Origin of the sequence: Streptomyces sp. Z423-1 (assembly GCF_013009255.1) — a bacterium.
In the GTDB taxonomy this organism is placed as follows: Bacteria; Actinomycetota; Actinomycetes; order Streptomycetales; family Streptomycetaceae; genus Streptomyces; species Streptomyces gossypiisoli.
In genome coordinates this window covers 1,134,496-1,158,577 of sequence record NZ_CP053109.1, presented here as the reverse complement: position 1 = coordinate 1,158,577, position 24,082 = coordinate 1,134,496, and the positions used below count along the sequence as shown (strand labels likewise).

Here is a 24,082-nt window from a genome sequence, read left to right as displayed (position 1 = left end):
CGGGACGTTAGCGGGCGGCGGTCACCTGGTCCATGGGGAGCCACAGGACGTTGTGGGACCGGGGGCCGGTGTGGCTGGTGCGGACCTGGTCGATCTCCGCGTCGGACAGGGCCATGTCCCAGACGCGGACCTCGTCGATCGCGCCGGTGAAGAAGGCCCGGCTGTCCATGCGCTGGCCGATGTGCACCCCGACCGGCGAGTTGCGGCTCACCGAGCCGGGCACGTCCTCGGCGCTGACCGCCGTGCCGTCGAGGAACAGGGTCAGCTGTCCGCCGCCGCGGCGCAGCGCGAGATGGTGCCACCGCCCGTCGTTGTGGGCGCCGGGCGCCTGCACGGTGGCCGTGTTGACGGTCCGCACGCCCTCCCGGGCGGTGATCAGGCCGCGCACCCGGTTGCTCGCGGGCTCGGCGCGCAGCCAGACCTGCGGCTGGCTGGTGCCCACCCCGCCCATCCACAGCAGCGGCTGCTCACCGCTCGCGGCGGTGTAGCGGAACCACAGGGAGGCGGTGAAGTCCCCGCTGCCGAGCAGGAGTTCGTCGCGGTACGGCAGGCGTACGGCGTCGTTGCCGCCGTCGAAGGCGAGGGCGTGGTCGAGCACGCCGGGGGTGGTCGATGCGCCACCCAGGACGTTCGCCTCGGGGGCGAGCAGGGCGCGGTCGGGTGTGGTCGGATCGGCGCCGCGGCGGGGCGTGAGCCACTCCTCGTTGAAGCGGGCGAAGCGGATCTCGTCGCGGGCGTCGACCGTGCCGCCCTCGTACATCAGGCCGACGGTGCTGCCGGAGATGTGCACCAGGTCGGAGTAGCCGGACCAGTCGCGGGTGACGACCGTGCCGCGGTCCACGCTGTCCCAGGTCTCGCCGCCGTCGTAGGAGGAGCGGATCATCATGGTCCGGCGGCGGTCGGGGTCGCCCGGGCAGGACAGCAGGATGCGGTCGCCGAGGCGCAGGACGGCGCCCTGGACCTGGGGGGCGTAGAGGTCGGGGAGGGTCTTGAAGGGGGCCTCGAAGCTCTGGCCGCCGTCGCGGCTGACGGCCTGGGAGCGGTGGCCGAGGTCGGTGCCCTCCTGCTCGCGGCCGCTGATCAGGATCGTGCCGTCGGAGCGCTCGGTCATGGAGATCTCGGAGGGCTTCTGGCGGAAACTGCCGTCGACCGCGAGCGGCCAGGAGTCGGTGGCACCGACCCGCCAGGTGGTGCCGCCGTCGTCGCTGAGGATGAGGGCGGCGTGGTTCGCGGTGACCCGGTTGCCGTCCCAGGCCTCGGTGTTGACGCCGAAGACCAGCCGGCCGGCGTGGGCGCCCCGGGTGAGCTGGATGCCGTGCACGGGGCCGGTGGCGTACCAGGAGTTCCAGTGCGGGGGCAGGATCTGCGGGCTGAGGTCTTGCGGGGTGGACCAGGTGACGCCGTCGTCGTCGCTGTACTGCAGATGGGGGGTGCGGTCGCAGGGGACGTCACAGTGCTCGCTGTCGGCGCGGCCCGTGTTGTACGTCTCCGCCAGCAGGATCCGGCCGGTCTCCCGGTCGACGAGCGGGGTCGGGTTGCCGTGTGTGTAGCCGGCGCCCTCGTTGACGACCTGCATCGGGCCCCAGGTACGGCCGCCGTCGGTGGACCGCTTCAGGACGATGTCGATGTCGGTCGCGTCCCCGCAGTTGAGGACCCGTCCCTCGGCGAACGCGAGCAGGGTGCCGTTCGTGGTCCGCACGACCGCCGGGATCCGGAAGCAGGCGTAGCCGGGGTCCTGTGAGGCCTTGAAGAGGACCTGCTCCTCGAAGAGCGGTGCCGCCGAGGCGGGTTGGGCGCGGGCGGGGCCCGGGAGGACGGCGGCGGCCGTCAGGACGACGCCCGCGGTGAGGCTGGTTCTCAGACGTGCGCGGAGCCTTGACGGCATATATGATCCTTCGTTTGTCAGAACATCTGGACATCCCACGTCCAACGTATGCGCGACAGACGGTAGTTGGCGGCAGCGACACACCGCAAGAAGCGTGCGGGGGCACTAGGGGTGGTGGTGGTCCAGTGGCCTGACATGTTGTCACGGGATCATTCGGGGGATCCAACGACAAATCAGGTGATGATAAATCAGGTTATAGGGAAAGCTGCGAGCGCCCGCGGGCGATGGGAGAAGGCGGCCTGCTGAGGCGGGGCCCCGCGGCGCAGGGGGCGCTCCCCGCCGGTCGGGGCCCCGCCGCCGTGCCGCGGGGAACCGTCAGCCCTGGGCGGCCGCGGCCCGCAGGGCGATCCGGTCCTCGCCCGCGTACACGTTCATGGAGCTGCCCCGCAGAAAGCCCACCAGGGTCAGCCCGGTCTCCTGGGCCAGGTCCACCGCCAGCGACGAGGGCGCCGAGACCGCCGCCAGCATCGGGATGCCCGCCATCACGGCCTTCTGCGCCAGCTCGAAGGAGGCGCGGCCGGAGACGAGGAGGATCGTCCGGGACAGCGGCAGGCCGCCGTTCTGCAGGGCGCGGCCGACCAGCTTGTCGACCGCGTTGTGCCGGCCCACGTCCTCCCGTACGTCCAGCAGCTCGCCGTCCTCGGCGAACAGCGCCGCCGCGTGCAGCCCCCCGGTCCGGTCGAAGACCCGCTGGGCCGCGCGCAGCCGGTCGGGGAGGCTCGCGAGCAGCTCGGGCTCCACCCGGACCGGGGGAGTGTCGGCGATGGGCCAGCGGGCCGTCGTGCGCACCGCGTCCAGGCTGGCCTTGCCGCACAGCCCGCAGGACGAGGTCGTGTAGACATTGCGTTCGAGGGTGATGTCCGGGATCGCGACCCCGGGGGCCGTCTTCACGTCCACCACGTTGTACGTGTTCGAGCCGTCCACCGTCGCGCCCGCGCAGTACACGATGTTCTGCAGGTCCGACCTCTCGGCCAGCACCCCCTCGCTCACCAGGAACCCGGCCGCGAGCGCGAAGTCGTCGCCGGGGGTGCGCATGGTGATCGCGAGCGGCTTGCCGTTCAGCCGGATCTCCAGGGGTTCCTCGGCGACGAGCGTGTCCGGGCGGGTGGAGACCGCGCCGTCCCGGACGCGGATCACCTTGCGTCGTTCCGTGACTCGTCCCATGTCCTGATCAGCCCCGGTTCTGTACGTGCTGGTAGCCGAAACGGCCCTTGATGCAGAGATTGCCGTGGGTCACCGGGTTGTCGTGCGGCGAGGTGACCTTGACGATCTCATTGTCCTGCACATGGAGCGTGAGGTTGCAGCCCACTCCGCAGTAGGCGCACACCGTCGTGGTCTGCGTCTGCTGCGACTCGTCCCACGTACCCGCCGCCCGCATGTCGAACTCCGACTTGAACGACAGCGCCCCCGTCGGGCACACCTCGATGCAGTTCCCGCAGTACACACACGCCGAGTCGGTGAGCGGGGCGTCGTGCTCGACCGCGATCCGGGCGTCGAAGCCCCGGCCCGCGACGGAGATCGCGAAGGTGTTCTGCCACTGGTCGCCGCAGGCGTCGACGCACTTGTAACAGAGGATGCACTTGTCGTAGTCGCGGACGTAGAGGTCGTTGTCGATCTTCGGTTCCTCGTTGAGGCGGGCCGCGTCGGGGCCGAAGCGGTCCGGCTTCGCCTCGTACTCCTTGATCCACCCGGCGACCTGCGGTGTGGTCGACAAGTCGACCGAGGAGGCGAGGAGTTCCAGGACGACCTTGCGGCTGTGCCGGGCGCGTTCCGTGTCCGTGTGCACGGTCATGCCCGGTTCCGCCTTGCGGGAGCAGGCCGGGACCAGGGTGCGCGAGCCCTCGACCTCGACCACGCAGACCCGGCAGGCGTTCTTCGGGGTGAGGGTGTCGCCGTGACAGAGGGTCGGGATGTCCTTTCCGGCGGCCCGGCAGGCGTCCAGGACGGTCGAGCCCTCCGGGACCCTGGCCTCCTGACCGTCGATGGTGAACTCGACCAGCCGGCGCGGCACTCCCAGGGGTATCGCGGTCATTCGTACGCCCCCAGACGGTCGATGGCGGATTCCACGGCGTTCCACGCGGTCTGTCCCAGACCGCAGATCGAGGCGTCCCGCATCGCGCGGCCGACCTCCCTGAGCAGCGCGATGTCGTCGGCGGCCGCGGCACCGGTGCGCTCGACGATCCGGTGCAGCGCCTCCTCCTGCCGCACCGTCCCGACCCGGCACGGCACGCACTGCCCGCACGACTCGTCGCGGAAGAACTCGGCGATCCGCAGCAGCAGCCGGGGCAGCGCAACGGTGTCGTCGAAGGCCATCACGACCCCGGAGCCGAGCGTCGTACCGGCCTCCCGGGTGCCTTCGAAGGTGAGCGGGATGTCCCTCTCGTCCGGCCGTACGAAGCCGCCCGCCGCGCCGCCGAGCAGCACCGCCCGCAGACCCTCGCGCACCCCCGCCAGCTCCAGCAGCTCGCCCAGCGTCGCGCCGAACGGCAGCTCGTAGATGCCGGGCCGCGCCACGCTGCCAGACACGCAGAACAGCTTGGGACCGGTCGATGCCGCCGTGCCGGTCGCCGCGTACGCCGGGGCGCCCATCGTCAGGATCGGCAGCACGTTGACCAGGGTCTCGACGTTGTTCTCGACGGTGGGCTTGCCGAACAGGCCCTTCTCCACGGGGAAGGGCGGTTTCGAACGCGGCTCGCCCCGGTAGCCCTCGATCGAGTTGAACAGGGCCGTCTCCTCGCCGCAGATGTACGCGCCCGCGCCCCGCCGGATCTCGATGTCGAAGGCGTAGCCCTGCCCCAGGATGTCGTCGCCGAGCAGGCCACGCGCGCGGGCCTGGGCGATGGCGTGCTCCAGGCGGTGCAGGGCGCGCGGGTACTCGCCGCGCAGATAGAGATAGCCCTGGTGCGCGCCGGTCGCGTACGCCGCGATGGTCATCGACTCGATCAGCGCGTACGGGTCGCCCTCCATCAGCACCCGGTCCTTGAAGGTGCCCGGCTCGGACTCGTCGGCGTTGCAGACGACGTAGTGCGGATGGTCCGGCTGGGACGCCGTGGCCTGCCACTTGCGGCCGGTGGGGAAGGCGGCGCCGCCGCGCCCGACCAGGCCGGAGTCGGTGACCTCGCGGATCACTCCGGCGGGGCCCAGCTCGAAGGCACGGCGAAGGGCGGTGTAGCCGCCGTGGGCGCGGTAGTCGTCGAGGCTGGAGGGGTCCACCACGCCGACGCGACGCAGGAGGATCAGGTCGTCGCTGCCCGCCTGGGGGACCGCCAGCACGGCCGGGGGCTCCTCGGGTGCGGAATCCGGCGCGGTGGCGGCGAGGACGGCCGCTTCCACGGTCGCCGGTGCCGAGACCGCCGTACGGACCGGATCCCCCGCCTTGATGGCGAGCGCGGCAGGGGCGCGTTCGCACAGGCCGAGGCAGGGGCTGCGCTCGATGTGGACCGCGGGGCCGCGTGCCTCGATGCCCGCGCACAGCTCCGCCGCCCCCGCCGCCTGGCACGCCAGGTCCGTGCAGACATGGAGCACGGTCGCCGGGCGCGGCGTCACCGAGAACATCGCGTAGAAGGTGGCCACGCCGTACGCCTCCGCCGGTGGCACCGTCAGGCGTCGGCACAGGTAGTCCAGGGCGCCCTCGCTGATCCAGCCGACCCGGTCGTTGATCGCGTGCAGCCCCGGCAACAGCAGGTCACGCCGGTCCCGGGCCTCCCGCCCGCCGCGCGCCCACCTCAGGTCGGCGTCGGAACGGTCGGCGCCCTCCCAGGAGGATTCCGGGGGACCGAGCAGCGCGTCGACGGCCGCCCGCTCGTCGTCCGTCGGTTTGCTGTCGCCGAAGTGCAGGTCCACTTGCTTTCACCTCACGATGGTCGCGACGGGAAGCTTCTCGATCCGGATCGCCGACGCCTTGAACTCCGCCGTCCCCGCGATCGGGCAGTTCGCCTCGATCGTCAGCTGGTTGGTGTCCACCTCGTCGGGAAAGTGCATGGTCATGAAGGCGAGCCCGGGCCGCAGCGCCGGGTCGATCCACACGGGCGCGACCACGGACCCGCGCCGGGAGGTCACCTGGACCTCCTCGCCCACCACGACCCCGTACCGCTCGGCGTCCTCCGGGCACAGCTCGACGTACTCGCCGCGGCGCAGCGGGGAGGCGAAACTGCCGCTCTGCACACCGGTGTTGTAGGAGTCGAGCCGGCGTCCGGTGGTGAGCCGGATCGGGTACTCCTCGTCGGTGAGGTCGACCGGCGGATCGTGCTGCACCAGCCCGAAGGGCGCGAGCCTGCCCCGCTTGGCCGGGTCCGTCTCCCACAACCGGCCGTGCAGATAGGTGGGTTCGAGCCGCTCGGTGCTCGGGCACGGCCACTGGATGCCCTGCTGCTCCTCCAGGCGGCCGTACGTCATCCCGTAGTGGTCCGGCGAGACCGAGCGCAGCTCGTTCCAGACGGCTTCGGCGTCGGCGTACTTCCAGTCGTGGCCCAGGCGTGCCGCCAGGTCGCAGATGATGTCGATGTCCTCGCGGGCCTCGCCGGGCGGCGTCACGGCCTTGCGCACCCGCTGGACCCGCCGCTCGCTGTTGGTCGTCGTGCCGTCGGTCTCGGCCCACCCGGCGGTCGCGGGCAGCACGACGTCCGCCAGCTCGGCGGTCTTCGTCAGGAAGATGTCCTGGACGACGAGGAAGTCCAGGGCCTTCAGGCGTCGTACCGCCTGTTCGCTGTCCGCCTCCGACTGGGCCGGGTTCTCGCCGATGCAGTAGACGGCCCTGAGGGTGCCCTCCTCCATGGCCTCGAACATCTCCGTCAGGTTCAGTCCGTAGTGCGGCTGGATGACGGTGTCCCAGGCCGACTCGAACTTCAGCCGGATGTCCGGGTCGAGGATGTCCTGGAAACCCGGCAGGCGGTTGGGGATGGCGCCCATGTCGCCGCCGCCCTGCACGTTGTTCTGGCCGCGCAGCGGTTGCAGGCCCGCGCCGTAGCGGCCGACGTGGCCGGTGAGCAGGGACAGGTTGATGAGCGCGCGGACGTTGTCGGTGCCGTTGTGGTGCTCGGTGATGCCGAGGGTCCAGCACAGCTGGGCGCGTTCGGCGCGGGCGTAGGCGTGGGCCAGGTCCTTGATGGCGGCGGCCGGTACGCCCGTCACCTTCTCGGCGAGCGACAGCGTCCACGGCTCGACGAGCGCCTTGTACTCCTCGAAGCCGGTCGTCGCCCGCTCGATGAACGCCTCGTTGGCGAGCCCCGCGTGGATGATCTCGCGGCCGATCGCGTGCGCCATCGGGATGTCGGTGCCGACGTTGAGACCGAGCCAGCTCTCCGCCCACTCGGCGGTGGAGGTGCGGCGCGGGTCGACGGCGTACATCCGGGCGCCGTTCCTGATCCCCTTCAGCACGTGCTGGAAGAAGATCGGGTGCGCGAAGCGGGCGTTGGAGCCCCACATCAGGATGACGTCGGTGTGCTCGATCTCCTCGTACGAGGAGGTGCCGCCGCCGGAGCCGAAGGCGGCGGACAGGCCCGCGACGCTGGGGGCGTGGCAGGTGCGGTTGCAGGAGTCGACGTTGTTGGTGCCCATGACCACGCGGGCGAACTTCTGGGCGACGTAGTTCATCTCGTTGGTCGCGCGGGCGCAGGAGAACATGCCGAACGCGTCCCGGTTGCGCCGCAGGCCGCGGGCGGCCCGGTCCAGGGCCTCGTCCCAGCTCGCCGGGCGGAACGGCTCGTCGCGGGAGTCCCTGACGAGGGGGTGGGTCAGCCTGGTGTAGGTCTTCGGTTCACGTTTCCTCATGCGGCGCTCCTCAACGCGAGCAGGTCCGAGATGGCGTGCACGGTGCGCAGGGTGGGCACGTCGACGCCGGTGATCTCCGCCAACTCGACGACGGCGGCGAGCAGGACGTCGAGTTCGAGCGGTTTGCCGCGCTCCAGGTCCTGGAGCGTGGAGGTGCGGTGGTCGCCGACCTTCTCGGCGCCCGCGAGGCGGCGTTCGATGGAGACGCCGACCTCACAGCCGAGGGCCTCGGCGACGGTGAGCGTCTCGGTCATCATGATCTCGATGACCTTGCGGGTGCCGCCGTGCAGACACATCTGGCGCATGGTCGCGCGGGACAGCGCGCTGATCGGGTTGAAGGAGATGTTGCCGAGCAGCTTCAGCCAGATGTCGTTGCGCAGCTGCGGCTCGACCGGGCACTTCAGGCCGCCGGCCCGCATGGCCTCGCTGAAGGCGGAACACCGCTCGGACACACTGCGGTCGGGCTCGCCGATGGAGAACCGGGTGCCTTCCAGATGCCGTACGACACCCGGTCCTTCGAGTTCGGTGGCCGCGTAGACGACGCAGCCGATGGCCCGGTCGGGCGCGAGCACCGCACTGACCGCGCCGCCGGGGTCCACGCTCTCGATGCGGTGGCCGTCGTAGGGACCGCCGTGGCGGTGGAAGTACCACCAGGGGATGCCGTTCTGGGCGGCGATCACCGCCGTGGTGTCGTGCAGCAGTGGCTCGATCAGCGGCCCGCACGCCGCGTACGAGTTGGCCTTCAGGCCCAGGAAGACATAGTCGACCGGGCCGACTTCGGCCGGGTCGTCGGTGGCGTCGGGGCGCGCGGTGAAGTCGCCGCGCGGGCTGAGCACCTGGACTCCGTGCCGCCTCATGGCCGCGAGATGCGGTCCACGGGCGATGAGGTGGACATCGGCGCCCGCGCGGTGGAGCGCGGCACCGACGTAGGCGCCGATCGCTCCGGCGCCGAGGACTGCGACTTTCACGAGAACACTCCGTTCGGTTTGAGGGATACCGCGGAGGTGACGGCCGTACGGCTTATGTCGACGAAATATTGTCTACAGTATGGAGGTTGGGCCGACAAGGGTCCGTACGATGACCGTTCGGCGCAGCTTGGATACCGCTCACCGCATACGGTCGACTCGCCGTCTTCTCAACCCCCTTGATCCTTCCTACCGTCCGGGACTCATGAGTCCCCCCGTCGCACCCCCGGGATGGAGCCGCTGGCTGGTGCCGCCCGCCGCGCTCTCCGTCCACCTCTCCATCGGGCAGGCCTACGCCTGGAGCGTGTTCAAGCCGCCCCTCGAATCCGCGCTCGGCCTCAGCGGCACCCAGAGTGCGCTGCCCTTCCAGCTCGGCATCGTCATGCTCGGCCTGTCGGCCGCGTTCGGCGGCACGCTCGTGGAGCGCAAGGGGCCGCGCTGGGCGATGACCGTGGCGCTGGTGTGCTTCTCGTCGGGCTTCCTGCTCTCCGCGCTCGGCGCGGCCACGGAGCAGTACTGGCTGATCGTCCTCGGCTACGGCTTCGTCGGCGGGATCGGCCTCGGCATCGGCTACATCTCGCCGGTCTCCACACTGATCAAGTGGTTCCCGGACCGGCCCGGCATGGCCACCGGCATCGCCATCATGGGCTTCGGCGGCGGTGCGCTGATCGCCTCGCCGTGGTCGGCGCAGATGCTGGAGTCGTTCGGCTCCGACAGCTCCGGGATCGCGCTGGCCTTCCTGGTGCACGGGCTGTCGTACGCCGTGTTCATGCTGCTCGGCGTGCTGCTGGTGCGGGTGCCGCGGGCCGCGAAGCCGGTGGCGTCGGGGCCGAGCGTGGTCGAGGGCGTGCAGGTGTCGGCGAACAGCGCCGTGCGCACACCGCAGTTCTGGTGTCTGTGGGTCGTGCTCTGCATGAACGTGACCGCCGGCATCGGGATCCTGGAGAAGGCCGCGCCGATGATCACGGACTTCTTCGCGGACACCTCGACACCGGTCTCGGTGACGGCGGCCGCCGGGTTCGTCGCGCTGCTCTCGGCGGCGAACATGGCGGGCCGTATCGCCTGGTCGTCGACCTCGGACCTGATCGGACGCAAGAACATCTACCGCGTCTATCTGGGCGTGGGCGCGCTGATGTACCTGCTCATCGCGGTGTTCGGCGACTCGTCCAAGCCGCTGTTCATCCTGTGCGCGCTGGTGATCCTCTCCTTCTACGGCGGCGGCTTCGCGACCATCCCGGCGTATCTGAAGGACCTCTTCGGCACCTATCAGGTCGGCGCGATCCACGGGCGGCTGCTCACCGCCTGGTCCACGGCCGGCGTGCTCGGGCCGCTGATCGTCAACTGGATCGCCGACCGGCAGGAGGAGGCGGGCAAGCACGGCGCGGCCCTGTACGGGCTGTCCTTCACCATCATGATCGGGCTGCTGGTCGTCGGCTTCGTCGCCAACGAACTCGTCCGCCCCGTCCACCCGCGTCACCACGTCCGCGCACCCCGTCAGGAGGCCGTCGATGTCGAACGACAACAGCCAGAGTCCGCCTGACCGGCGGCCACTCATCGCGTTCGCGTGGCTGTGGGTGGGCGCACCGCTCGCGTACGGCCTGTACGAACTCGTACGGAAGGCGACACAACTGTTCACCGGATGAGGATGCGACTGGGTGCGGGGATGCTCGGACGTTCGACCGGCTGCGGAAACCGACAAGCCCGGGATCCCATTCCTGTGCCTTCGCCTGCACTGTTACTCGTGAGTCGCTGACCAGACTGGTGGGTCCCGCATCCGGCAGCAACGAGGGGACCACCCATGAACGGCTCGCGCATCGCCGCCGTCGGCCACTATCAGCCCGCCAAGGTACTCACCAACGACGACCTGGCGGGCCTGGTCGACACCAGCGACGAGTGGATCAGATCCCGGGTCGGCATCCGCACCCGGCACATCGCCGGCCCCGACGAACCGGTGGACGAGCTGGCCGCGCACGCCGCCGCCAAGGCGCTCGCGGCCGCCGGGCTGACGCCGCGGGACATCGACCTGGTCCTCGTCGCCACGTCGACGGCGGTCGACCGCTCCCCGAACATGGCCGCCCGGGTCGCGGCACGGCTCGGCGTGCCGCGGCCCGCCGCGATGGACGTCAACGTGGTCTGCGCCGGTTTCACCCACGCCCTCGCCACCGCCGACCACACCGTACGGGCGGGGGCGGCGAGCCGGGCGCTGGTCATCGGCGCCGACAAGATGTCCGACGTCACCGACTGGACCGACCGGACGACCTGCGTACTCGTCGGCGACGGAGCGGGGGCAGCCGTCGTGGAGGCCTCGGACCAGCCGGAGGTGGGGCCGGTGCTCTGGGGGTCGGTGCCGGACATGGGGCACGCGGTGCGGATCGAGGGCACGCCCGCGCGGTTCGCTCAGGAGGGGCAGAGCGTCTACCGGTGGGCGACCACCCAGCTGCCGCCGCTCGCCCGGCAGGCCTGCGAGCGCGCCGGGTACGCGCCGGAGGACCTCGCCGCGGTGGTGCTGCACCAGGCCAACCTGCGGATCATCGAGCCGCTCGCCGAGAAGCTGGGCGCCGTCAACGCGGTCATCGCCCGCGATGTCGCCGAGTCCGGGAACACCTCGGCGGCCAGCATTCCGCTGGCGCTGTCCAAGCTGGTGGAGCAGGGGGCGATTTCGGCCGGGGATCCGGTGCTGCTGTTCGGGTTCGGCGGGAACCTGTCGTACGCGGGGCAGGTCGTCCGGTGTCCGTGAGGGTGTGACGAGTGGTCCGTGAGGGGGTGACGAGTGTCCATGAGGTGTGACGAGTCCAACTCCCCGATTCGGTAGCCGTTGTGCGCCGTAGACTGTAGACAAAAGGCAATTGATACTGTCTTTTCCAGGGCTTTGCGGCTCCGAGGTTGCTCTGGCGTTGATGTCTGCTGTGCACGGCCCTGCCCAGGAGGGGGACCGATGTTGTCGACAGGACTGCCGCACGGTGCGGTGCCCAAGCTCGAACGTCCCGGCCCGCTGCGCGACCGCGTCTACGAGGCGCTGCTCGAACTCATCACCACCCGCGCCCTCCAGCCCGGCCAGCACCTGGTCGAGAGTGAACTCGCCGGGCACCTCGGCGTCTCCCGGCAGCCGGTGCGCGAGGCGTTGCAGCGGCTGAACACCGAGGGATGGGTCGATCTCCGACCGGCGCAGGGCGCGTTCGTGCACGAGCCGACGGAGGAGGAGGCCGACCAGCTCCTGACGGTGCGTACGCTGCTGGAGGCCGAGGCCGCCCGGCTCGCCGCCGCCCATGCGGGCAGCGCCGGTGTCGCCGTCCTGGAGGAGCTGTGCGCGGAGGGCGAGGCCGCGGTCGCCGCCGACGACGTGGACGGCGCGGTCGCGCTCAATGCCCGCTTCCACGCCAAGGTCATGGAACTGGCGGGCAACGCCGTCCTCGCGGAACTCGCCGCGCAGGTGGACCGCAGGGTCCGCTGGTACTACACGCCGGTCGCCCGGCAGCGCGGCAAGCAGTCCTGGATCGAACACCGCGAGCTGATCGCCGCGATCACTGCGCGTGACGAGCAGCGGGCGACGGAGATCATGCGCGCCCACACGGAACACACACGCAAGTCGTACCACGCACGGCCACGCCCTTAGCGGGCGTGCGGGGCGGGGGGATGCGCAGGGGCGCATGACCTCCGGCATGCGGTGCTGGGGCGCGCGGCGGTGCCCCGCCCGCGCCCCGGAGACTGCACGCGCTCTCAGATGTCACGCAGCCTCACCCACCCCGCAGTACCGCCTGCGTCTGCACCGTTCGCCCCACCGCGCGGCCCTCCTCGTCCCGTACCTCCGTCTCCACGACGACGAAGGACCGCCCCGCGTGCAGCGGGCGTGCCTCCGCGTGGGCGGTGCCTGAGCGGACCGGCCGGAAGAAGTGGGTGCTGGACTCGACCGTCGACGTGGCCGCACCCGGCGGCAGGTTGAGGAAGGCGCACACCGCGCCCGCCGTGTCCGCGAGGGTCATCAGCGCGCCGCCGTGCAGCACACCGCCCGCCGTGCACAGCCGCGGCGACCACGCGAGGCCGGCCACCACCCGCGCGGGCGTCGCCTCCTCCAGGGTCAGCCCCAGCTCCCCGGCGAAGGGGACCGCGGCCAGCAGCGTGTCCGGGGTGGTCGTGTCGGAGTCGTCGGGCATATGGGGAGCACCTCCGTGGGGTTGGGAGTCCGGACGGTCACCAGCCTCCGCCAACAGCGACCGAGCGTCGATTACCCGCGAGGTAATGCCCCTGATCACTGAGCCCGAGCCCAGTCTTTGTCCTGCGAGTGGAAGAAGTCCGCAGTAAATCGTGCGCAGATTCTTCCCACTCCCGGCAGCCGCTGCTACGTTCCCCTCGAAAGCCGGACAGCGATGGCCGATTCGAGGCGGGGAGGGGCTCGTGAGACGTATGACCGCGCGACCCGCGAACGCCCACCAGGCCAGGCTGCTGAAGCTGTTGCGCGACGGCGGGCCGAACTCCCGGGCCCAGCTGGGCGATCAGGTCGACCTCTCACGGTCCAAGCTGGCCGTGGAGGTGGACCGGCTGCTGGAGACGGGCCTGATCGTCGCCGACGGACTCGCCGCCTCCCGCGGCGGCCGCCGCTCGCACAACATCCGGCTCGCACCGAACCTGCGCTTCCTCGGCGTCGACATCGGCGCGACCTCCATCGACGTCGCGGTCACCAACGCGGAGCTGGAGATCCTGGGGCACATCACCCAGCCGATGGAGGTGCGCGAGGGACCCGTCGCGGTCTTCGAGCAAGTGCTGTCCATGGCCGCCAAGTTGCGGGCCTCCGGGCTCGCGGAGGGGTTCGACGGCGCCGGCATCGGCGTCCCGGGCCCGGTCCGCTTCCCCGAGGGCGTCCCCGTGGCGCCGCCGATCATGCCGGGCTGGGACGGCTTCCCCGTGCGGGAGGCGCTCAGTCAGGAACTCGGCTGCCCGGTCATGGTCGACAACGACGTGAACCTGATGGCGATGGGGGAGATGCACGCGGGCGTCGCCCGCTCCGTGGGCGACTTCCTCTGCGTCAAGATCGGCACCGGCATCGGCTGCGGCATCGTCGTCGGCGGCGCGGTCCACCGCGGTACGACGGGCTCCGCAGGCGACATCGGGCACATCCAGGCCGTGCCCGACGGACGTCCGTGCGCCTGCGGCAACCGCGGCTGCCTGGAGGCCCACTTCAGCGGCGCGGCCCTCGCCCGCGACGCGCTGGAGGCCGCCCAGCAGGGCCAGTCGGCCGAGCTGGCGGCACGCCTGGAGACGAACGGCACCCTCACCGCCGTCGACGTCGCCGCCGCGGCCGCCGCGGGCGACGCCACCGCACTCGAACTGATCCGCGAGGGCGGCAACCGCACCGGCCAGGTCATCGCCGGCCTGGTCAGCTTCTTCAACCCCGGCCTGGTGGTGATCGGCGGCGGGGTGACCGGCCTCGGCCACACCCTGCTCGCCGCGATCCGCACGCAGGTCTACCGCCAGTCGCTGCCGCTGGCGACCGGCAACCTGCCCATCGTCCTGGGCGAGCTGGGCCCCACCGCCGGAGTCATCGGCGCGGCCCGGCTGATCAGCGACCACCTGTTCTCACCCGCGTAATCACCTCCTGCTCCGGCACCACCAGCACAGCGCCCTGCTTCGCCCTGCCCTGAAACCGGCCCCCGCACGCCAGCCAAGGGGAACCCACATGGCACCTGAACCACCGCTGCTCAGCATGTCCGGCATCACCAAGTCGTTCCCCGGCGTCCGCGCCCTGGACGGCGTCGACCTCGACGTCCAGGCCGGTGAAGTGCACTGCCTGCTCGGCCAGAACGGCGCCGGGAAGTCCACCCTGATCAAGGTCCTGGCCGGCGCCCACCAGCCCGACACCGGCACCATCCACTGGCGCGGCGAACCGGTCACCCTGCGCTCGCCGATCGCCGCGATGCGCCTCGGCATCGCCACCATCTACCAGGAACTCGACCTGGTGGAGCACCTGTCGGTCGCCGAGAACGTCCACCTCGGCCATGAACCCACGGCCGCCGGGTTCGTCGTACGACGCAGGACGGCGAAGGAGTCGACAGCCCATCTGCTGAAGCGGCTCGGGCATCCGGAGATCGACCCCGGGCGTCTCGTCGGCGAGCTGTCGGCCGCCCAGCAGCAGATCGTCTCCATGGCCCGCGCGCTCTCCCACGACGTACGGCTGATCGTGATGGACGAACCGTCCGCCGCCCTCGACCCCGACGAGGTCGACAACCTCTTCCGGATCGTCGGCGACCTCACCGCCGACGGCGTCGCCGTCGTCTACATCTCGCACCGCCTGGAGGAGATCCGCCGGATCGGCGACCGGGTGACCGTGCTCAAGGACGGCCGGGCGGTGGCGGGCGGGCTGCCCGCGAAGTCGACGCCGACGCGCGACGTCGTGGCGCTGATGACCGGCCGCAACGTCGAGTACGTCTTCCCCGAGCGGCCCGCTGCGCCGGGGCAGGGGGAGCCGCTGCTTCAGGTGCGGGGACTGGCCCGGGACGGCGAGTTCGAGCCCTTCGACCTGACGGTCCGGCCCGGCGAGATCGTCGGCCTCGCGGGACTCGTCGGCTCCGGACGCTCCGAGATCCTGGAGACGATCTACGGCGCCCGCAAGCCCACCGCCGGTCAAGTCGTCGTCGCCGGGCGGCCTTTGAAGCCCGGCAGTGTCCGCGCCGCCGTCCGTGCCGGACTCGGGCTCGCCCCCGAGGAACGCAAGGCACAGGCCCTGCTGATGCTGGAGTCGGTCACCCGCAACGTCTCGATCTCCTCCATGTCCCGCTTCTCGAAGGCGGGTTGGATCGACCGAGGCGCCGAACTGGGCGCCGCGCGCGCCGCGACCCGCGAGTTGTCGCTGCGGCCCGACAACCCCTCGGTGCCGATCCGCACCCTCTCCGGCGGCAACCAGCAAAAGGCCGTCCTCGCCCGCTGGCTGCTGCGCGGCTGCCGCGTCCTGCTGCTCGACGAGCCCACCCGGGGCGTCGACGTCGGCGCCCGCGCCGAGCTGTACGCGGTCGTCCGGCGCCTCGCCGACGAAGGCCTCGCGGTGCTGCTGGTCTCCAGCGAGGTGCCCGAGGTGCTCGGCCTCGCCGACCGCGTGCTGGTGCTGCGCGAGGGCCGGGTCGTACACACCGCGCCCGCCCAAGAGCTGGACGAACACCGCGTACTCGACCTCGTGATGGAAGGAAGCCCGGCGTCATGACGCAGCCCGTGTCCCCGCCGCGGGGCAGCACCGACAAGGTGCCGTCGGCCGTTCAACCCCCCGCCTGGCGCGGCCTGATGGCCCGCGCCGACGTCCGCACCCTGTCCCTGCTCGGCGTGCTCGCCGCCCTCGTCGTCATCGGCGGCATCACCAAGCCGGACGAGTTCCTCGACACCCGCAACCTCCAACTCGTCCTCACCCAGGCCTCCGTGATCGGTGTCGTCACCGTCGGTATGACCTTCGTCATCACCTCCGGCGGCATCGACCTCTCCGTCGGCGCGATCGTCGCCCTCGCCTCGGTCTGGGCGACCACCGTCGCCACCCAGGAGTACGGCTTCGGCGGCATCCTCTTCACCTCGGTGCTCGTCGGCCTGGGCTGCGGCCTGGTCAACGGACTCCTCGTCGCGTACGGCGGGATGGTCCCGTTCATCGCCACCCTCGCCATGCTGGCGTCGGCGCGCGGACTGGCGTTGCAGATCACCGACGGCAGGACGCAGATCGTGACGGTGGACGGCATCCTCGACCTGGGCGAGCGCGACGCGTACGTGCTCGGCGTCCCGCCGCTCGTCCTCGTCTTCGCCGTCGTCACGATCATCGGCTGGCTGCTGCTGAACCGCACCACCTTCGGGCGCCGCACCGTCGCCGTCGGCGGCAACGCGGAGGCGGCTCGGCTGGCCGGTATCGACGTACGCCGCCAGCGGCTGTACCTGTACCTGCTCTCCGGGCTGTGCTGCGGTATCGCCGCGTTCCTGCTGATCATCCTGTCCGGCTCCGGTCAGAACACCAACGGCAACCTGTACGAACTCGACGCCATCGCGGCCGCGATCATCGGCGGCACGCTGCTCAGCGGCGGCCGCGGCACCATCGTCGGCTCCGTGCTCGGCGTCCTGATCTTCACCACGATCACCAACATTTTCGCCCTGAACAACCTGCAGAGCGACGTCCAGCAGATCGCCAAGGGCGCGATCATCGTCGCCGCCGTGCTGGTCCAGCGCCGTACCGCGAGCACGACCTGAGGAAAGGGTTCACCGCCATGACACAACTCCCCACGCGCAGAGGACTGCTCTTCGGGACCGCCGCCGTCTCGGCCGGTGTCCTCCTCGCAGGTTGCACGAGTAACGAGTCCGGCGACGGCGGCCAGGCCGCCGACAACCAGCCCGCCGCCGACGACCAGCCCGGCAAGCAGGTCACCATCGGCTTCGCCGGACCGCAGGCCGACCACGGCTGGCTCAACGCGATCAACGAGAACGCCAAGAGCCGCGCCGAGAAGTACCAGGACGTGACGCTGGAGATCACCGAGGGCTCCAACGACACCGCCGCGCAGATCGGCCAGATCGAGACCCTGATCAACAAGAAGGTCGACGTCCTGGTCATCCTGCCCGCCGACGGCAAGGCGCTCACCCAGGTCGGGCTCAAGGCGATGCGGGCCGGGATCCCGGTGATCAACCTGGACCGGATCTTCAACACCCCGCAGGCGTACCGCTGCTGGATCGGCGGCGACAACTACGGCATGGGCCTCAACGCCGGCCACTACATCGGCGAGCAGCTCAAGGACAAGCCCAATGCCCGGGTCATCGAACTGGCCGGGCTGGACAACCTGGAGCTGACCCAGCAGCGCACCCAGGGCTTCGACGACGCGCTGAAGAACTACCCGAACATCCGCAAGGTGGCCCGCCAGGCCGCCGAGTTCACCGTCGAGTCCGGGCAGGCCAAGATGGCCCAGCTGCTCCAGGCGCAGTCGCAGTTCGACGCGCTGTGGAACCACGACGACGACCAGGGCGTGGGCGCGCTGCGCGCCATCGAACAGGCCGGGCGGGACGACTTCCTGATGGTCGGCGGCGCGGGCGCGCTCTCCGCCTTCCAGGCGATCAAACAGGACGACGGCGTGCTGAAGGCGACCGTCCTCTACCCGCCCACCATGGCCGCCTCCGCCATCGACCTCGCCCGCGCCCTCGGCCAGGCCAAGGGCATCGGCGGCCTCGCGGAGTACGAGATCCCGGCGTCGATCACGCTCTACTCGGCCGTCGTCGACAAGACCAACGTCGACCAGTACATGTCCACCGGCTTCGAGTGAGGCGCCCCGCTCGACGGGCCTGACCTCACGGAAACCGGTCAGGTCCCCACCCCCCACCTCGCCATGACGACGAGAGGACATCCGTATGGCACAGCCGCAAGCGCCCGAAGGGACCGCGTCCGAGAAGCCCCCGCTGCGCGTCGGCATGGTCGGCTACGCCTTCATGGGCGCCGCCCACTCCCAGGGCTGGCGCACCGTGGGCCGCGTCTTCGACCTGCCCCGGCAGCCCGTGCTCGCCGCGATCTGCGGACGGGACGAGACGGCCGTGCGCGCGGCGGCCGAACGGCACGGCTGGGCGGCGGCCGAGACCGACTGGCGGGCGCTGATCACCCGGGACGACGTCGACCTGGTCGACATCTGCACCCCCGGCGACAGTCACGCCGAGATCGCGCTCGCCGCGCTGGCCGCCGGCAAGCACGTCCTGTGCGAGAAGCCCCTCGCGAACACCGTCGAGGAGGCCGAGACGATGGCGACGGCGGCCGAATCGGCCTACGAACGCGGCCAGTTGGCGATGGTCGGCTTCAACTACCGCCGGATGCCCGCCACCGCGCTGGCCCGGCGGATGGTCGCCGAGGGCCGCGTCGGCACCCTGCGGCACGTCAGGGTGTCGTACCTCCAGGACTGGCTGGTCGACCCGCAGGCCCCGCTGACCTGGCGGCTGCGCAAGGAACGGGCCGGCTCCGGCTCACTCGGCGACCTCGGTGCGCACATCGTCGACCTGGCGCAGTACCTGGCGGGGGAGCAGCTCGCGGGGGTGTCGGCGCTCACGGAGACCTTCGTACGGGAACGGCCGCTCGCCGGTGCCGTGCGGGGACTGGGCGCGGTCTCGGCGGGCGGCACCGGGCAGGTCACCGTCGACGACGCCGCCCTGTTCACCGCCCGCTTCACCTCCGGCGCCCTCGCCTCCTTCGAGGCCACCCGGTACGCCACCGGCCGCAAGAACGCCCTGCGCATCGAACTCAACGGCGAGCGCGGCTCGCTGGCCTTCGACCTGGAGCGGCTCAACGAGCTCTGGTACCACGACGGCACCGAGCCCGACGTCCGCTCCGGCTTCCGCCGCATCCTCGTCACCGAGCCCGACCACCCCTACCTCGACGCCTGGTGGCCGCCCGGCCACGGCCTCGGCTACGAGCACACCTTCGTCCACCAGGCCCGCGACCTGGTCCACGCGGTCGCCGAGGGCCGCCGCCCCGACCCCTCCTTCGCGGACGGGCTGCAGGTGCAGCGCGTCCTCGCGGCGGTGGAGGAGAGCGCCGAGAAGAACTCCGTCTACACCCCGATCGCGGTCTGAGGAGGCTTTGGCCATGCCCCGCACCTTCACGCTCTTCACCGGCCAGTGGGCCGACCTCCCCCTCGAAGAGGTCTGCCGCCTGGCCCGCGACTTCGGCTACGACGGACTCGAACTCGCCTGCTGGGGCGACCACTTCGAGGTCGACAAGGCGCTGAACGATCCCTCCTACATCGAGTCGCGGCATCAGCTCCTCGACAAGTACGGCCTGAAGTGCTGGGCCATCTCCAACCACCTGGTCGGCCAGGCCGTCTGCGACGCCATCATCGACGAACGGCACCAGGCCATCCTGCCGGCACGGATCTGGGGCGACGGGGACGCGGAAGGCGTACGACAGCGCGCCGCCGCCGAGATCAAGGACACAGCGCGCGCCGCGGCCGCCTTCGGCGTCGACACCGTCATCGGCTTCACCGGCTCCGCCATCTGGCACCTGGTCGCGATGTTCCCGCCCGCCCCCGAGTCGATGATCGAGCGCGGCTACGAGGACTTCGCCGAACGCTGGAACCCGATCCTGGACGTCTTCGACACCGAGGGCGTGCGATTCGCGCACGAGGTGCATCCGAGTGAGATCGCCTACGACTACTGGACCACCCGGCGCGCGCTGGAGGCGGTCGACCACCGTCCCGCCTTCGGGCTGAACTTCGACCCGTCGCACTTCGTGTGGCAGGACCTCGACCCGGTCGCCTTCCTGTGGGACTTCCGCGACCGCATCTACCACGTCGACTGCAAGGAGGCCCGCAAGCGCCTCGACGGCCGCAACGGCCGCCTCGGCTCCCACCTGCCCTGGGGCGACCCGCGGCGCGGCTGGGACTTCGTCTCCGCCGGACACGGCGACGTGCCCTGGGAGGACGTCTTCCGGATGCTGCGCTCCATCGACTACCGGGGCCCCATCTCCGTCGAGTGGGAGGACGCCGGCATGGACCGGCTCCAGGGCGCTCCTGAGGCCCTGACCCGCCTGAAGGCCTTCGACTACGAGCCGCCCAGCGCGTCCTTCGACGCCGCGTTCAACCACTGAACCACGCACTCGGCTTTCAGGTCGGACGGGGGCCGGAACAACCGCCGGTCCCCGCCCTCCCTGAAGTGTTCAGGACACACACACCTCCGGGGTGACGGCGCACCCCGGCGCCCGCACCGCACGTCTTCGCACCCACCCCGTACGGCCCACCCGTTCCCGGAGGGATTTCGTGCACAGAACCAGACTCCGAAGCACCCGCACCCCGAGGCGTCCAAGGCTTCGTACCACCCTCGCCCTGTTCACCGGCCTGCTCCTGGCCGTGGGCACCCCGGCGACCGTCGCCGGCGCCCACCCCGGCCACCCGGAACACGACGAACCGGCCGCCGCCGAGGGGCAGTTCCAACAGGTGCCGCTCGCCAAGGGCGAACCCGAGACGGGCGAGCCGATGTCGCTCGCCGTGCTCCCGGACCGCAGCGTCCTGCACACCTCGCGCGACGGCACGCTGCGCCTCACCGACCAGGGCGGCGTCACCAAGGTCGCCGGCAGGATCCCCGTCTACAGCCACGACGAGGAGGGCCTGCAGGGCGTCGGAATCGACCCGGACTTCGAGAACAACCGGGCGATCTACCTCTACTACGCCCCGCCGCTCGACACCCCCGCGGGCGACGCCCCGGAGACCGGCACCGCCGAGGACTTCAAGAAGTTCGACGGCGTCAACCGCCTGTCCCGCTTCGTCCTGAACCCGGGCGGCACTCTGGACATGGCCAGCGAAAAGAAGGTCCTGGACGTCCCGGCGTCCCGCGGCCTGTGCTGCCACGTCGGCGGCGACATCGACTTCGACGCGGACGGCAACCTCTACCTGTCGACCGGCGACGACACCAACCCCTTCGCCTCCGACGGCTACACGCCGGTCGACGACCGCGAGGGCCGCAATCCCGCGTTCGACGCCCGGCGCAGCTCCGGCAACACCAACGACCTGCGCGGCAAGATCCTCCGTATCAAGGTCGCCGAGGACGGCTCGTACACCGTCCCGGAGGGCAACCTCTTCGCCCCCGGCACGGACAAGACCCGCCCGGAGATCTACGCGATGGGCTTCCGCAACCCGTTCCGGATGAGCGTCGACGACAAGACCGGCATCGTCTACGTCGGCGACTACGGCCCCGACGCGGGCGCCGCCGACCCCAGCCGGGGCCCGGCAGGCCAGGTCGAGTTCGCCAAGGTCACCGAGCCCGCCAACTTCGGCTGGCCGTTCTGCACCGGGAACAACGACGCCTACGTCGACTACGACTTCGCCACCGGCACCTCCGGTGAGAAGTTCGACTGCGCCGCCCCGAAGAACACCTCGCCGCACAACACGGGCCTGGTCGACCTGCCGCCCGCGCAGGCCGCCTGGATCCCCTACGACGGCGGTTCCGTGCCCGAGTTCGGCAGCGGCTCGGAGTCCCCGATGGCCGGGCCCGTCTACCGCTACGACCCCGACCTCGACTCCAAGGTGAAGTTCCCCGAGGCGTACGACGGCGACTTCTTCGCGGGTGAGTTCGGCCGCCGGTGGATCAAGCGGATCGAGCAGAACGAGGACGGTTCGGTCGCGAAGATCAACGACTTCCCGTGGACCGGCACCCAGATCATGGACATGGAGTTCGGCCCCGACGGCGCGCTCTACGTCCTCGACTACGGCGTCTCCTGGTTCCAGGGCGACGAGAACTCCGCGCTGTACCGGATCGAGAACGCCGAGGACGGCTTCTCCCCGATCGCCGAGGTGAGCGCCGACAAGACGTCCGGCGCGGCCGGCCTGAAGGTCGCCTTCACCGGCTCCGCCAAGGACGCCGACTCGCCCGACCTCACCTACAGCTGGGACTTCGGCGACGGCACCAAGGGCGAAGGCCTCAACCCCACCCACAGGTACAAGAAGGTCGGCACCTACACCGCGACCTTCACCGCGCACGACCCCGAGGGCAACACCGGCAACGCCAGCGTCCGGATCGTGGTCGGCAACACCGAGCCCAAGGTGAAGATCGACGTCCCGGGCAACGGCAGCCTGGCCGCCTTCGGTGAGCCCGTCCCGTTCAAGGTGACCGTCACCGACCCCGAGGAGACGATCGACTGCTCCAAGGTCAAGGTCGTCTACAGCCTCGGCCACGACTCCCACGCCCACGAGCTGACCAGCGAGACCGGCTGTGAGGGCACTCTGAAGCCGCCCGCCGGTGACGGCGGTCACGACCCCAACGCCAACATCTACGGCGTCGTCGGCGCCGCCTACACCGACGGCGGGGCGAACGGCCAGGAGGCGCTGACCGGCACCGCCCGCACCGTGCTCCAGCCGCTGCACCGCCAGGCCGAGCACTACACCACCCAGTCGGGTGTGTCGATCATCGACAAGACCGGCGCCAACGGTGGCAAGACCGTCGGCGACATCCACGACGGCGACTGGATCTCCTTCACCCCCTACCGGTTCGACGGGCAGAAGAAGATGACCGTGCGGGCGTCCTCCGGCGGCGCGGGCGGCTTCATCGAACTGCGTACCGGCTCGCCCGACGGGCCGCTGCACGGCTCGGCCTACATCCCGCCGACCGGCAGCTGGGAGACCTTCCAGAACGTCGACGTGCCGCTGCGGTCGCTGCCCAAGCGCACCACGAAGATCTACCTGGTCTTCAAGGGCGGCGAGGGCGCGCTGTACGACGTGGACGACTTCGAGTTCTCCAAGCAGCCGTTCAAGGACGGCAAGAGGGTCCTGGTCTTCTCCAAGACCGCCGGTTTCCGGCACGACTCCATCCCGGCCGGCATCGCGGCCCTGAAGGAACTCGGCGCCCCGGCCGGCATCACGGTCGACGCGACCGAGGAGGCCCGGCAGTTCACCACGACCAACCTGGCCAAGTACGACGCGGTGGTCTTCCTGTCCACCACCGGTGACGTGCTCAACGCCGAGCAGCAGACGGCGTTCGAGAACTACGTCAAGAACGGTGGCGGCTACATGGGCGTCCACGCCGCCGCCGACACCGAGTACGACTGGGAGTTCTACGGCGGCCTCGTCGGCGCCTACTTCGACTCGCACCCGGCCACCCAGCAGGCCACCGTCCGCGTCGAGGACCACGACCACCCGTCCACCGCGCATCTGGACGACACCTGGGAGCGCACCGACGAGTGGTACAACTACCGCACCAACCCGCGTGAGCAGGTCAAGGTCCTCGCCACCCTGGACGAGACGACCTACCAGGGCGGCACCATGAAGGGCGACCACCCGATCGCCTGGTGCCAGGACTACGGCGGCGGCCGGTCCTTCTACACCGGTCTCGGCCACACCAAGGAGTCCTACGCCGAGGAGGCCTTCCGGGCCCATCTGCTCGGCGGTCTGCAGTACGCCACCGGCCAGGTCAAGGCCGACTGCAAGCCGAGCAAGGGCTACCGGAAGATCTTCAACGGCCAGACCCTGGACGGCTGGAAGCAGGCCGGCCCCGGCACGTTCAACGTCAAGGACGGCACCCTGGAGTCCGAGGGCGGCATGGGGCTGCTCTGGTACCAGGCCAAGGAGCTGACGTCGTACTCCCTGAAGCTCGACTGGAAGATGCAGGGCGACGACAACTCCGGGATCTTCGTGGGCTTCCCCGCCTCCGACGACCCCTGGTCCGCGGTGAACAGGGGCTACGAGATCCAGATCGACGCCACGGACGCGCCCGACCGCACCACGGGCTCCGTCTACTCGTTCAAGTCGGCGAACATCAAGGCCCGTGACCAGGTCCTGCGGCCGCCCGGCCAGTGGAACTCCTACGAGATCAAGGTCCGGGGCGAACGTCTCCAGGTGTTCCTCAACGGAGTCAAGATCAACGACTTCACCAACAAGGACCCCCGGCGGAGCCTGACCGACGGCTACATCGGCCTGCAGAACCACGGCGCCGACGACCAGGTCTCCTTCCGCAACATCCAGTTGAAGGAACTGCCCGTCAAGGGCGACTGAACGGC

The 24,082-nt window shown here is 70.6% G+C and carries 18 protein-coding genes; 11 read left to right on the top strand and 7 right to left on the bottom strand.

Annotated features, from left to right (window positions below; all coding sequences use genetic code 11):
* Nucleotides 1-7 precede the first annotated feature (7 nt).
* The 6 genes from HJD23_RS05345 to HJD23_RS05320 all read right to left on the bottom strand — a co-directional run bounded on the left by HJD23_RS05345 (nucleotide 8) and on the right by HJD23_RS05320 (nucleotide 8,622).
* The gene (locus tag HJD23_RS05345; RefSeq protein ID WP_171109481.1) at nucleotides 8-1,885 is read right to left on the bottom strand and encodes a sialidase family protein; all 1,878 of its coding nucleotides are present in this window, start codon (nucleotides 1,883-1,885) and stop codon (nucleotides 8-10) included.
* 315 nt (nucleotides 1,886-2,200) lie between these two features.
* Complete coding sequence (fdhD, locus tag HJD23_RS05340; protein ID WP_171109482.1) at nucleotides 2,201-3,049, bottom strand: formate dehydrogenase accessory sulfurtransferase FdhD; 849 nt, start codon at nucleotides 3,047-3,049, stop codon at nucleotides 2,201-2,203.
* Between the two features lie 7 nt (nucleotides 3,050-3,056).
* Nucleotides 3,057-3,917: a 2Fe-2S iron-sulfur cluster-binding protein gene (locus tag HJD23_RS05335; protein WP_171109483.1), complete on the bottom strand. Its 861-nt coding sequence runs from the start codon at nucleotides 3,915-3,917 to the stop codon at nucleotides 3,057-3,059.
* On the bottom strand, nucleotides 3,914-5,728 hold the full coding sequence (locus tag HJD23_RS05330) for an NADH-ubiquinone oxidoreductase-F iron-sulfur binding region domain-containing protein (RefSeq protein WP_171109484.1): 1,815 nt from the start codon (nucleotides 5,726-5,728) through the stop codon (nucleotides 3,914-3,916). The genes HJD23_RS05335 and HJD23_RS05330 overlap by 4 nt, the downstream gene beginning before the upstream one ends.
* Before the next feature lie 6 nt (nucleotides 5,729-5,734).
* Nucleotides 5,735-7,654 (bottom strand): molybdopterin-dependent oxidoreductase, encoded by a 1,920-nt coding sequence (locus tag HJD23_RS05325; protein ID WP_171109485.1) that lies wholly within the window; start codon nucleotides 7,652-7,654, stop codon nucleotides 5,735-5,737.
* Nucleotides 7,651-8,622: a 2-dehydropantoate 2-reductase gene (locus HJD23_RS05320; RefSeq protein ID WP_171109486.1), complete on the bottom strand. Its 972-nt coding sequence runs from the start codon at nucleotides 8,620-8,622 to the stop codon at nucleotides 7,651-7,653. Before HJD23_RS05320 ends, HJD23_RS05325 begins: the two co-directional genes overlap by 4 nt.
* Nucleotides 8,623-8,824: 202 nt before the next feature.
* On the opposite strand from HJD23_RS05320, the gene HJD23_RS05315 reads away from it, so the two are divergent.
* The 4 genes from HJD23_RS05315 to HJD23_RS05305 all read left to right on the top strand — a co-directional run bounded on the left by HJD23_RS05315 (nucleotide 8,825) and on the right by HJD23_RS05305 (nucleotide 12,232).
* Complete coding sequence (locus HJD23_RS05315) at nucleotides 8,825-10,159, top strand: OFA family MFS transporter (RefSeq protein WP_171133988.1); 1,335 nt, start codon at nucleotides 8,825-8,827, stop codon at nucleotides 10,157-10,159.
* Nucleotides 10,128-10,262 (top strand): hypothetical protein, encoded by a 135-nt coding sequence (locus tag HJD23_RS44670; protein ID WP_256361597.1) that lies wholly within the window; start codon nucleotides 10,128-10,130, stop codon nucleotides 10,260-10,262. Before HJD23_RS05315 ends, HJD23_RS44670 begins: the two co-directional genes overlap by 32 nt.
* 155 nt (nucleotides 10,263-10,417) lie before the next feature.
* The gene (locus HJD23_RS05310) at nucleotides 10,418-11,356 is read left to right on the top strand and encodes a beta-ketoacyl-ACP synthase III (RefSeq protein ID WP_171109488.1); all 939 of its coding nucleotides are present in this window, start codon (nucleotides 10,418-10,420) and stop codon (nucleotides 11,354-11,356) included.
* Between the two features lie 198 nt (nucleotides 11,357-11,554).
* Entirely contained in the window at nucleotides 11,555-12,232 is a 678-nt protein-coding gene (locus HJD23_RS05305; RefSeq protein ID WP_171109489.1) for a GntR family transcriptional regulator, read from the top strand.
* A gap of 121 nt (nucleotides 12,233-12,353) precedes the next feature.
* On the opposite strand, the gene HJD23_RS05300 is transcribed toward HJD23_RS05305, so the two are convergent.
* Nucleotides 12,354-12,770: a PaaI family thioesterase gene (locus tag HJD23_RS05300; protein ID WP_171109490.1), complete on the bottom strand. Its 417-nt coding sequence runs from the start codon at nucleotides 12,768-12,770 to the stop codon at nucleotides 12,354-12,356.
* Nucleotides 12,771-13,020: 250 nt separating this feature from the next.
* On the opposite strand from HJD23_RS05300, the gene HJD23_RS05295 reads away from it, so the two are divergent.
* The 7 genes from HJD23_RS05295 to HJD23_RS05265 all read left to right on the top strand — a co-directional run bounded on the left by HJD23_RS05295 (nucleotide 13,021) and on the right by HJD23_RS05265 (nucleotide 24,077).
* On the top strand, nucleotides 13,021-14,202 hold the full coding sequence (locus HJD23_RS05295) for an ROK family transcriptional regulator (protein WP_171111551.1): 1,182 nt from the start codon (nucleotides 13,021-13,023) through the stop codon (nucleotides 14,200-14,202).
* An 88-nt stretch (nucleotides 14,203-14,290) separates the two neighbouring features.
* Complete coding sequence (locus tag HJD23_RS05290; RefSeq protein ID WP_171109491.1) at nucleotides 14,291-15,808, top strand: sugar ABC transporter ATP-binding protein; 1,518 nt, start codon at nucleotides 14,291-14,293, stop codon at nucleotides 15,806-15,808.
* Nucleotides 15,805-16,824, top strand: a complete 1,020-nt coding sequence (locus HJD23_RS05285) for an ABC transporter permease (protein WP_171109492.1) — start codon at nucleotides 15,805-15,807, stop codon at nucleotides 16,822-16,824. The genes HJD23_RS05290 and HJD23_RS05285 overlap by 4 nt, the downstream gene beginning before the upstream one ends.
* A 17-nt stretch (nucleotides 16,825-16,841) precedes the next feature.
* Entirely contained in the window at nucleotides 16,842-17,882 is a 1,041-nt protein-coding gene (locus HJD23_RS05280) for a substrate-binding domain-containing protein (protein WP_171109493.1), read from the top strand.
* 85 nt (nucleotides 17,883-17,967) lie between these two features.
* Entirely contained in the window at nucleotides 17,968-19,173 is a 1,206-nt protein-coding gene (locus HJD23_RS05275; protein WP_171109494.1) for a Gfo/Idh/MocA family oxidoreductase, read from the top strand.
* Nucleotides 19,174-19,186: 13 nt separating this feature from the next.
* Nucleotides 19,187-20,185 carry a sugar phosphate isomerase/epimerase family protein gene (locus HJD23_RS05270; RefSeq protein WP_171109495.1) on the top strand — a complete coding sequence of 333 codons (999 nt, stop codon included), beginning with the start codon at nucleotides 19,187-19,189 and terminating at the stop codon, nucleotides 20,183-20,185.
* Between the two features lie 169 nt (nucleotides 20,186-20,354).
* Complete coding sequence (locus HJD23_RS05265; RefSeq protein ID WP_171109496.1) at nucleotides 20,355-24,077, top strand: ThuA domain-containing protein; 3,723 nt, start codon at nucleotides 20,355-20,357, stop codon at nucleotides 24,075-24,077.
* The last annotated feature ends 5 nt before the right edge of the window (nucleotides 24,078-24,082 follow it).

Excerpts from the sequence above, each read along its gene's own strand:
- HJD23_RS05310 (WP_171109488.1), top strand. The coding sequence starts at position 10,418 with ATGAACGGCTCGCGCATCGCCGCCGTCGGCCACTATCAGCCCGCCAAG.
- HJD23_RS05285 (WP_171109492.1), top strand. The coding sequence starts at position 15,805 with ATGACGCAGCCCGTGTCCCCGCCGCGGGGCAGCACCGACAAGGTGCCG.
- HJD23_RS44670 (WP_256361597.1), top strand. The coding sequence starts at position 10,128 with ATGTCGAACGACAACAGCCAGAGTCCGCCTGACCGGCGGCCACTCATC.
- HJD23_RS05290 (WP_171109491.1), top strand. The coding sequence starts at position 14,291 with ATGGCACCTGAACCACCGCTGCTCAGCATGTCCGGCATCACCAAGTCG.
- HJD23_RS05300 (WP_171109490.1), bottom strand. The coding sequence starts at position 12,770 with ATGCCCGACGACTCCGACACGACCACCCCGGACACGCTGCTGGCCGCG.
- HJD23_RS05325 (WP_171109485.1), bottom strand. The coding sequence starts at position 7,654 with ATGAGGAAACGTGAACCGAAGACCTACACCAGGCTGACCCACCCCCTC.
- HJD23_RS05280 (WP_171109493.1), top strand. The coding sequence starts at position 16,842 with ATGACACAACTCCCCACGCGCAGAGGACTGCTCTTCGGGACCGCCGCC.
- fdhD (WP_171109482.1), bottom strand. The coding sequence starts at position 3,049 with ATGGGACGAGTCACGGAACGACGCAAGGTGATCCGCGTCCGGGACGGC.
- HJD23_RS05315 (WP_171133988.1), top strand. The coding sequence starts at position 8,825 with ATGAGTCCCCCCGTCGCACCCCCGGGATGGAGCCGCTGGCTGGTGCCG.
- HJD23_RS05275 (WP_171109494.1), top strand. The coding sequence starts at position 17,968 with ATGGCACAGCCGCAAGCGCCCGAAGGGACCGCGTCCGAGAAGCCCCCG.
- HJD23_RS05270 (WP_171109495.1), top strand. The coding sequence starts at position 19,187 with ATGCCCCGCACCTTCACGCTCTTCACCGGCCAGTGGGCCGACCTCCCC.
- HJD23_RS05295 (WP_171111551.1), top strand. The coding sequence starts at position 13,021 with ATGACCGCGCGACCCGCGAACGCCCACCAGGCCAGGCTGCTGAAGCTG.
- HJD23_RS05345 (WP_171109481.1), bottom strand. The coding sequence starts at position 1,885 with ATGCCGTCAAGGCTCCGCGCACGTCTGAGAACCAGCCTCACCGCGGGC.
- HJD23_RS05335 (WP_171109483.1), bottom strand. The coding sequence starts at position 3,917 with ATGACCGCGATACCCCTGGGAGTGCCGCGCCGGCTGGTCGAGTTCACC.
- HJD23_RS05305 (WP_171109489.1), top strand. The coding sequence starts at position 11,555 with ATGTTGTCGACAGGACTGCCGCACGGTGCGGTGCCCAAGCTCGAACGT.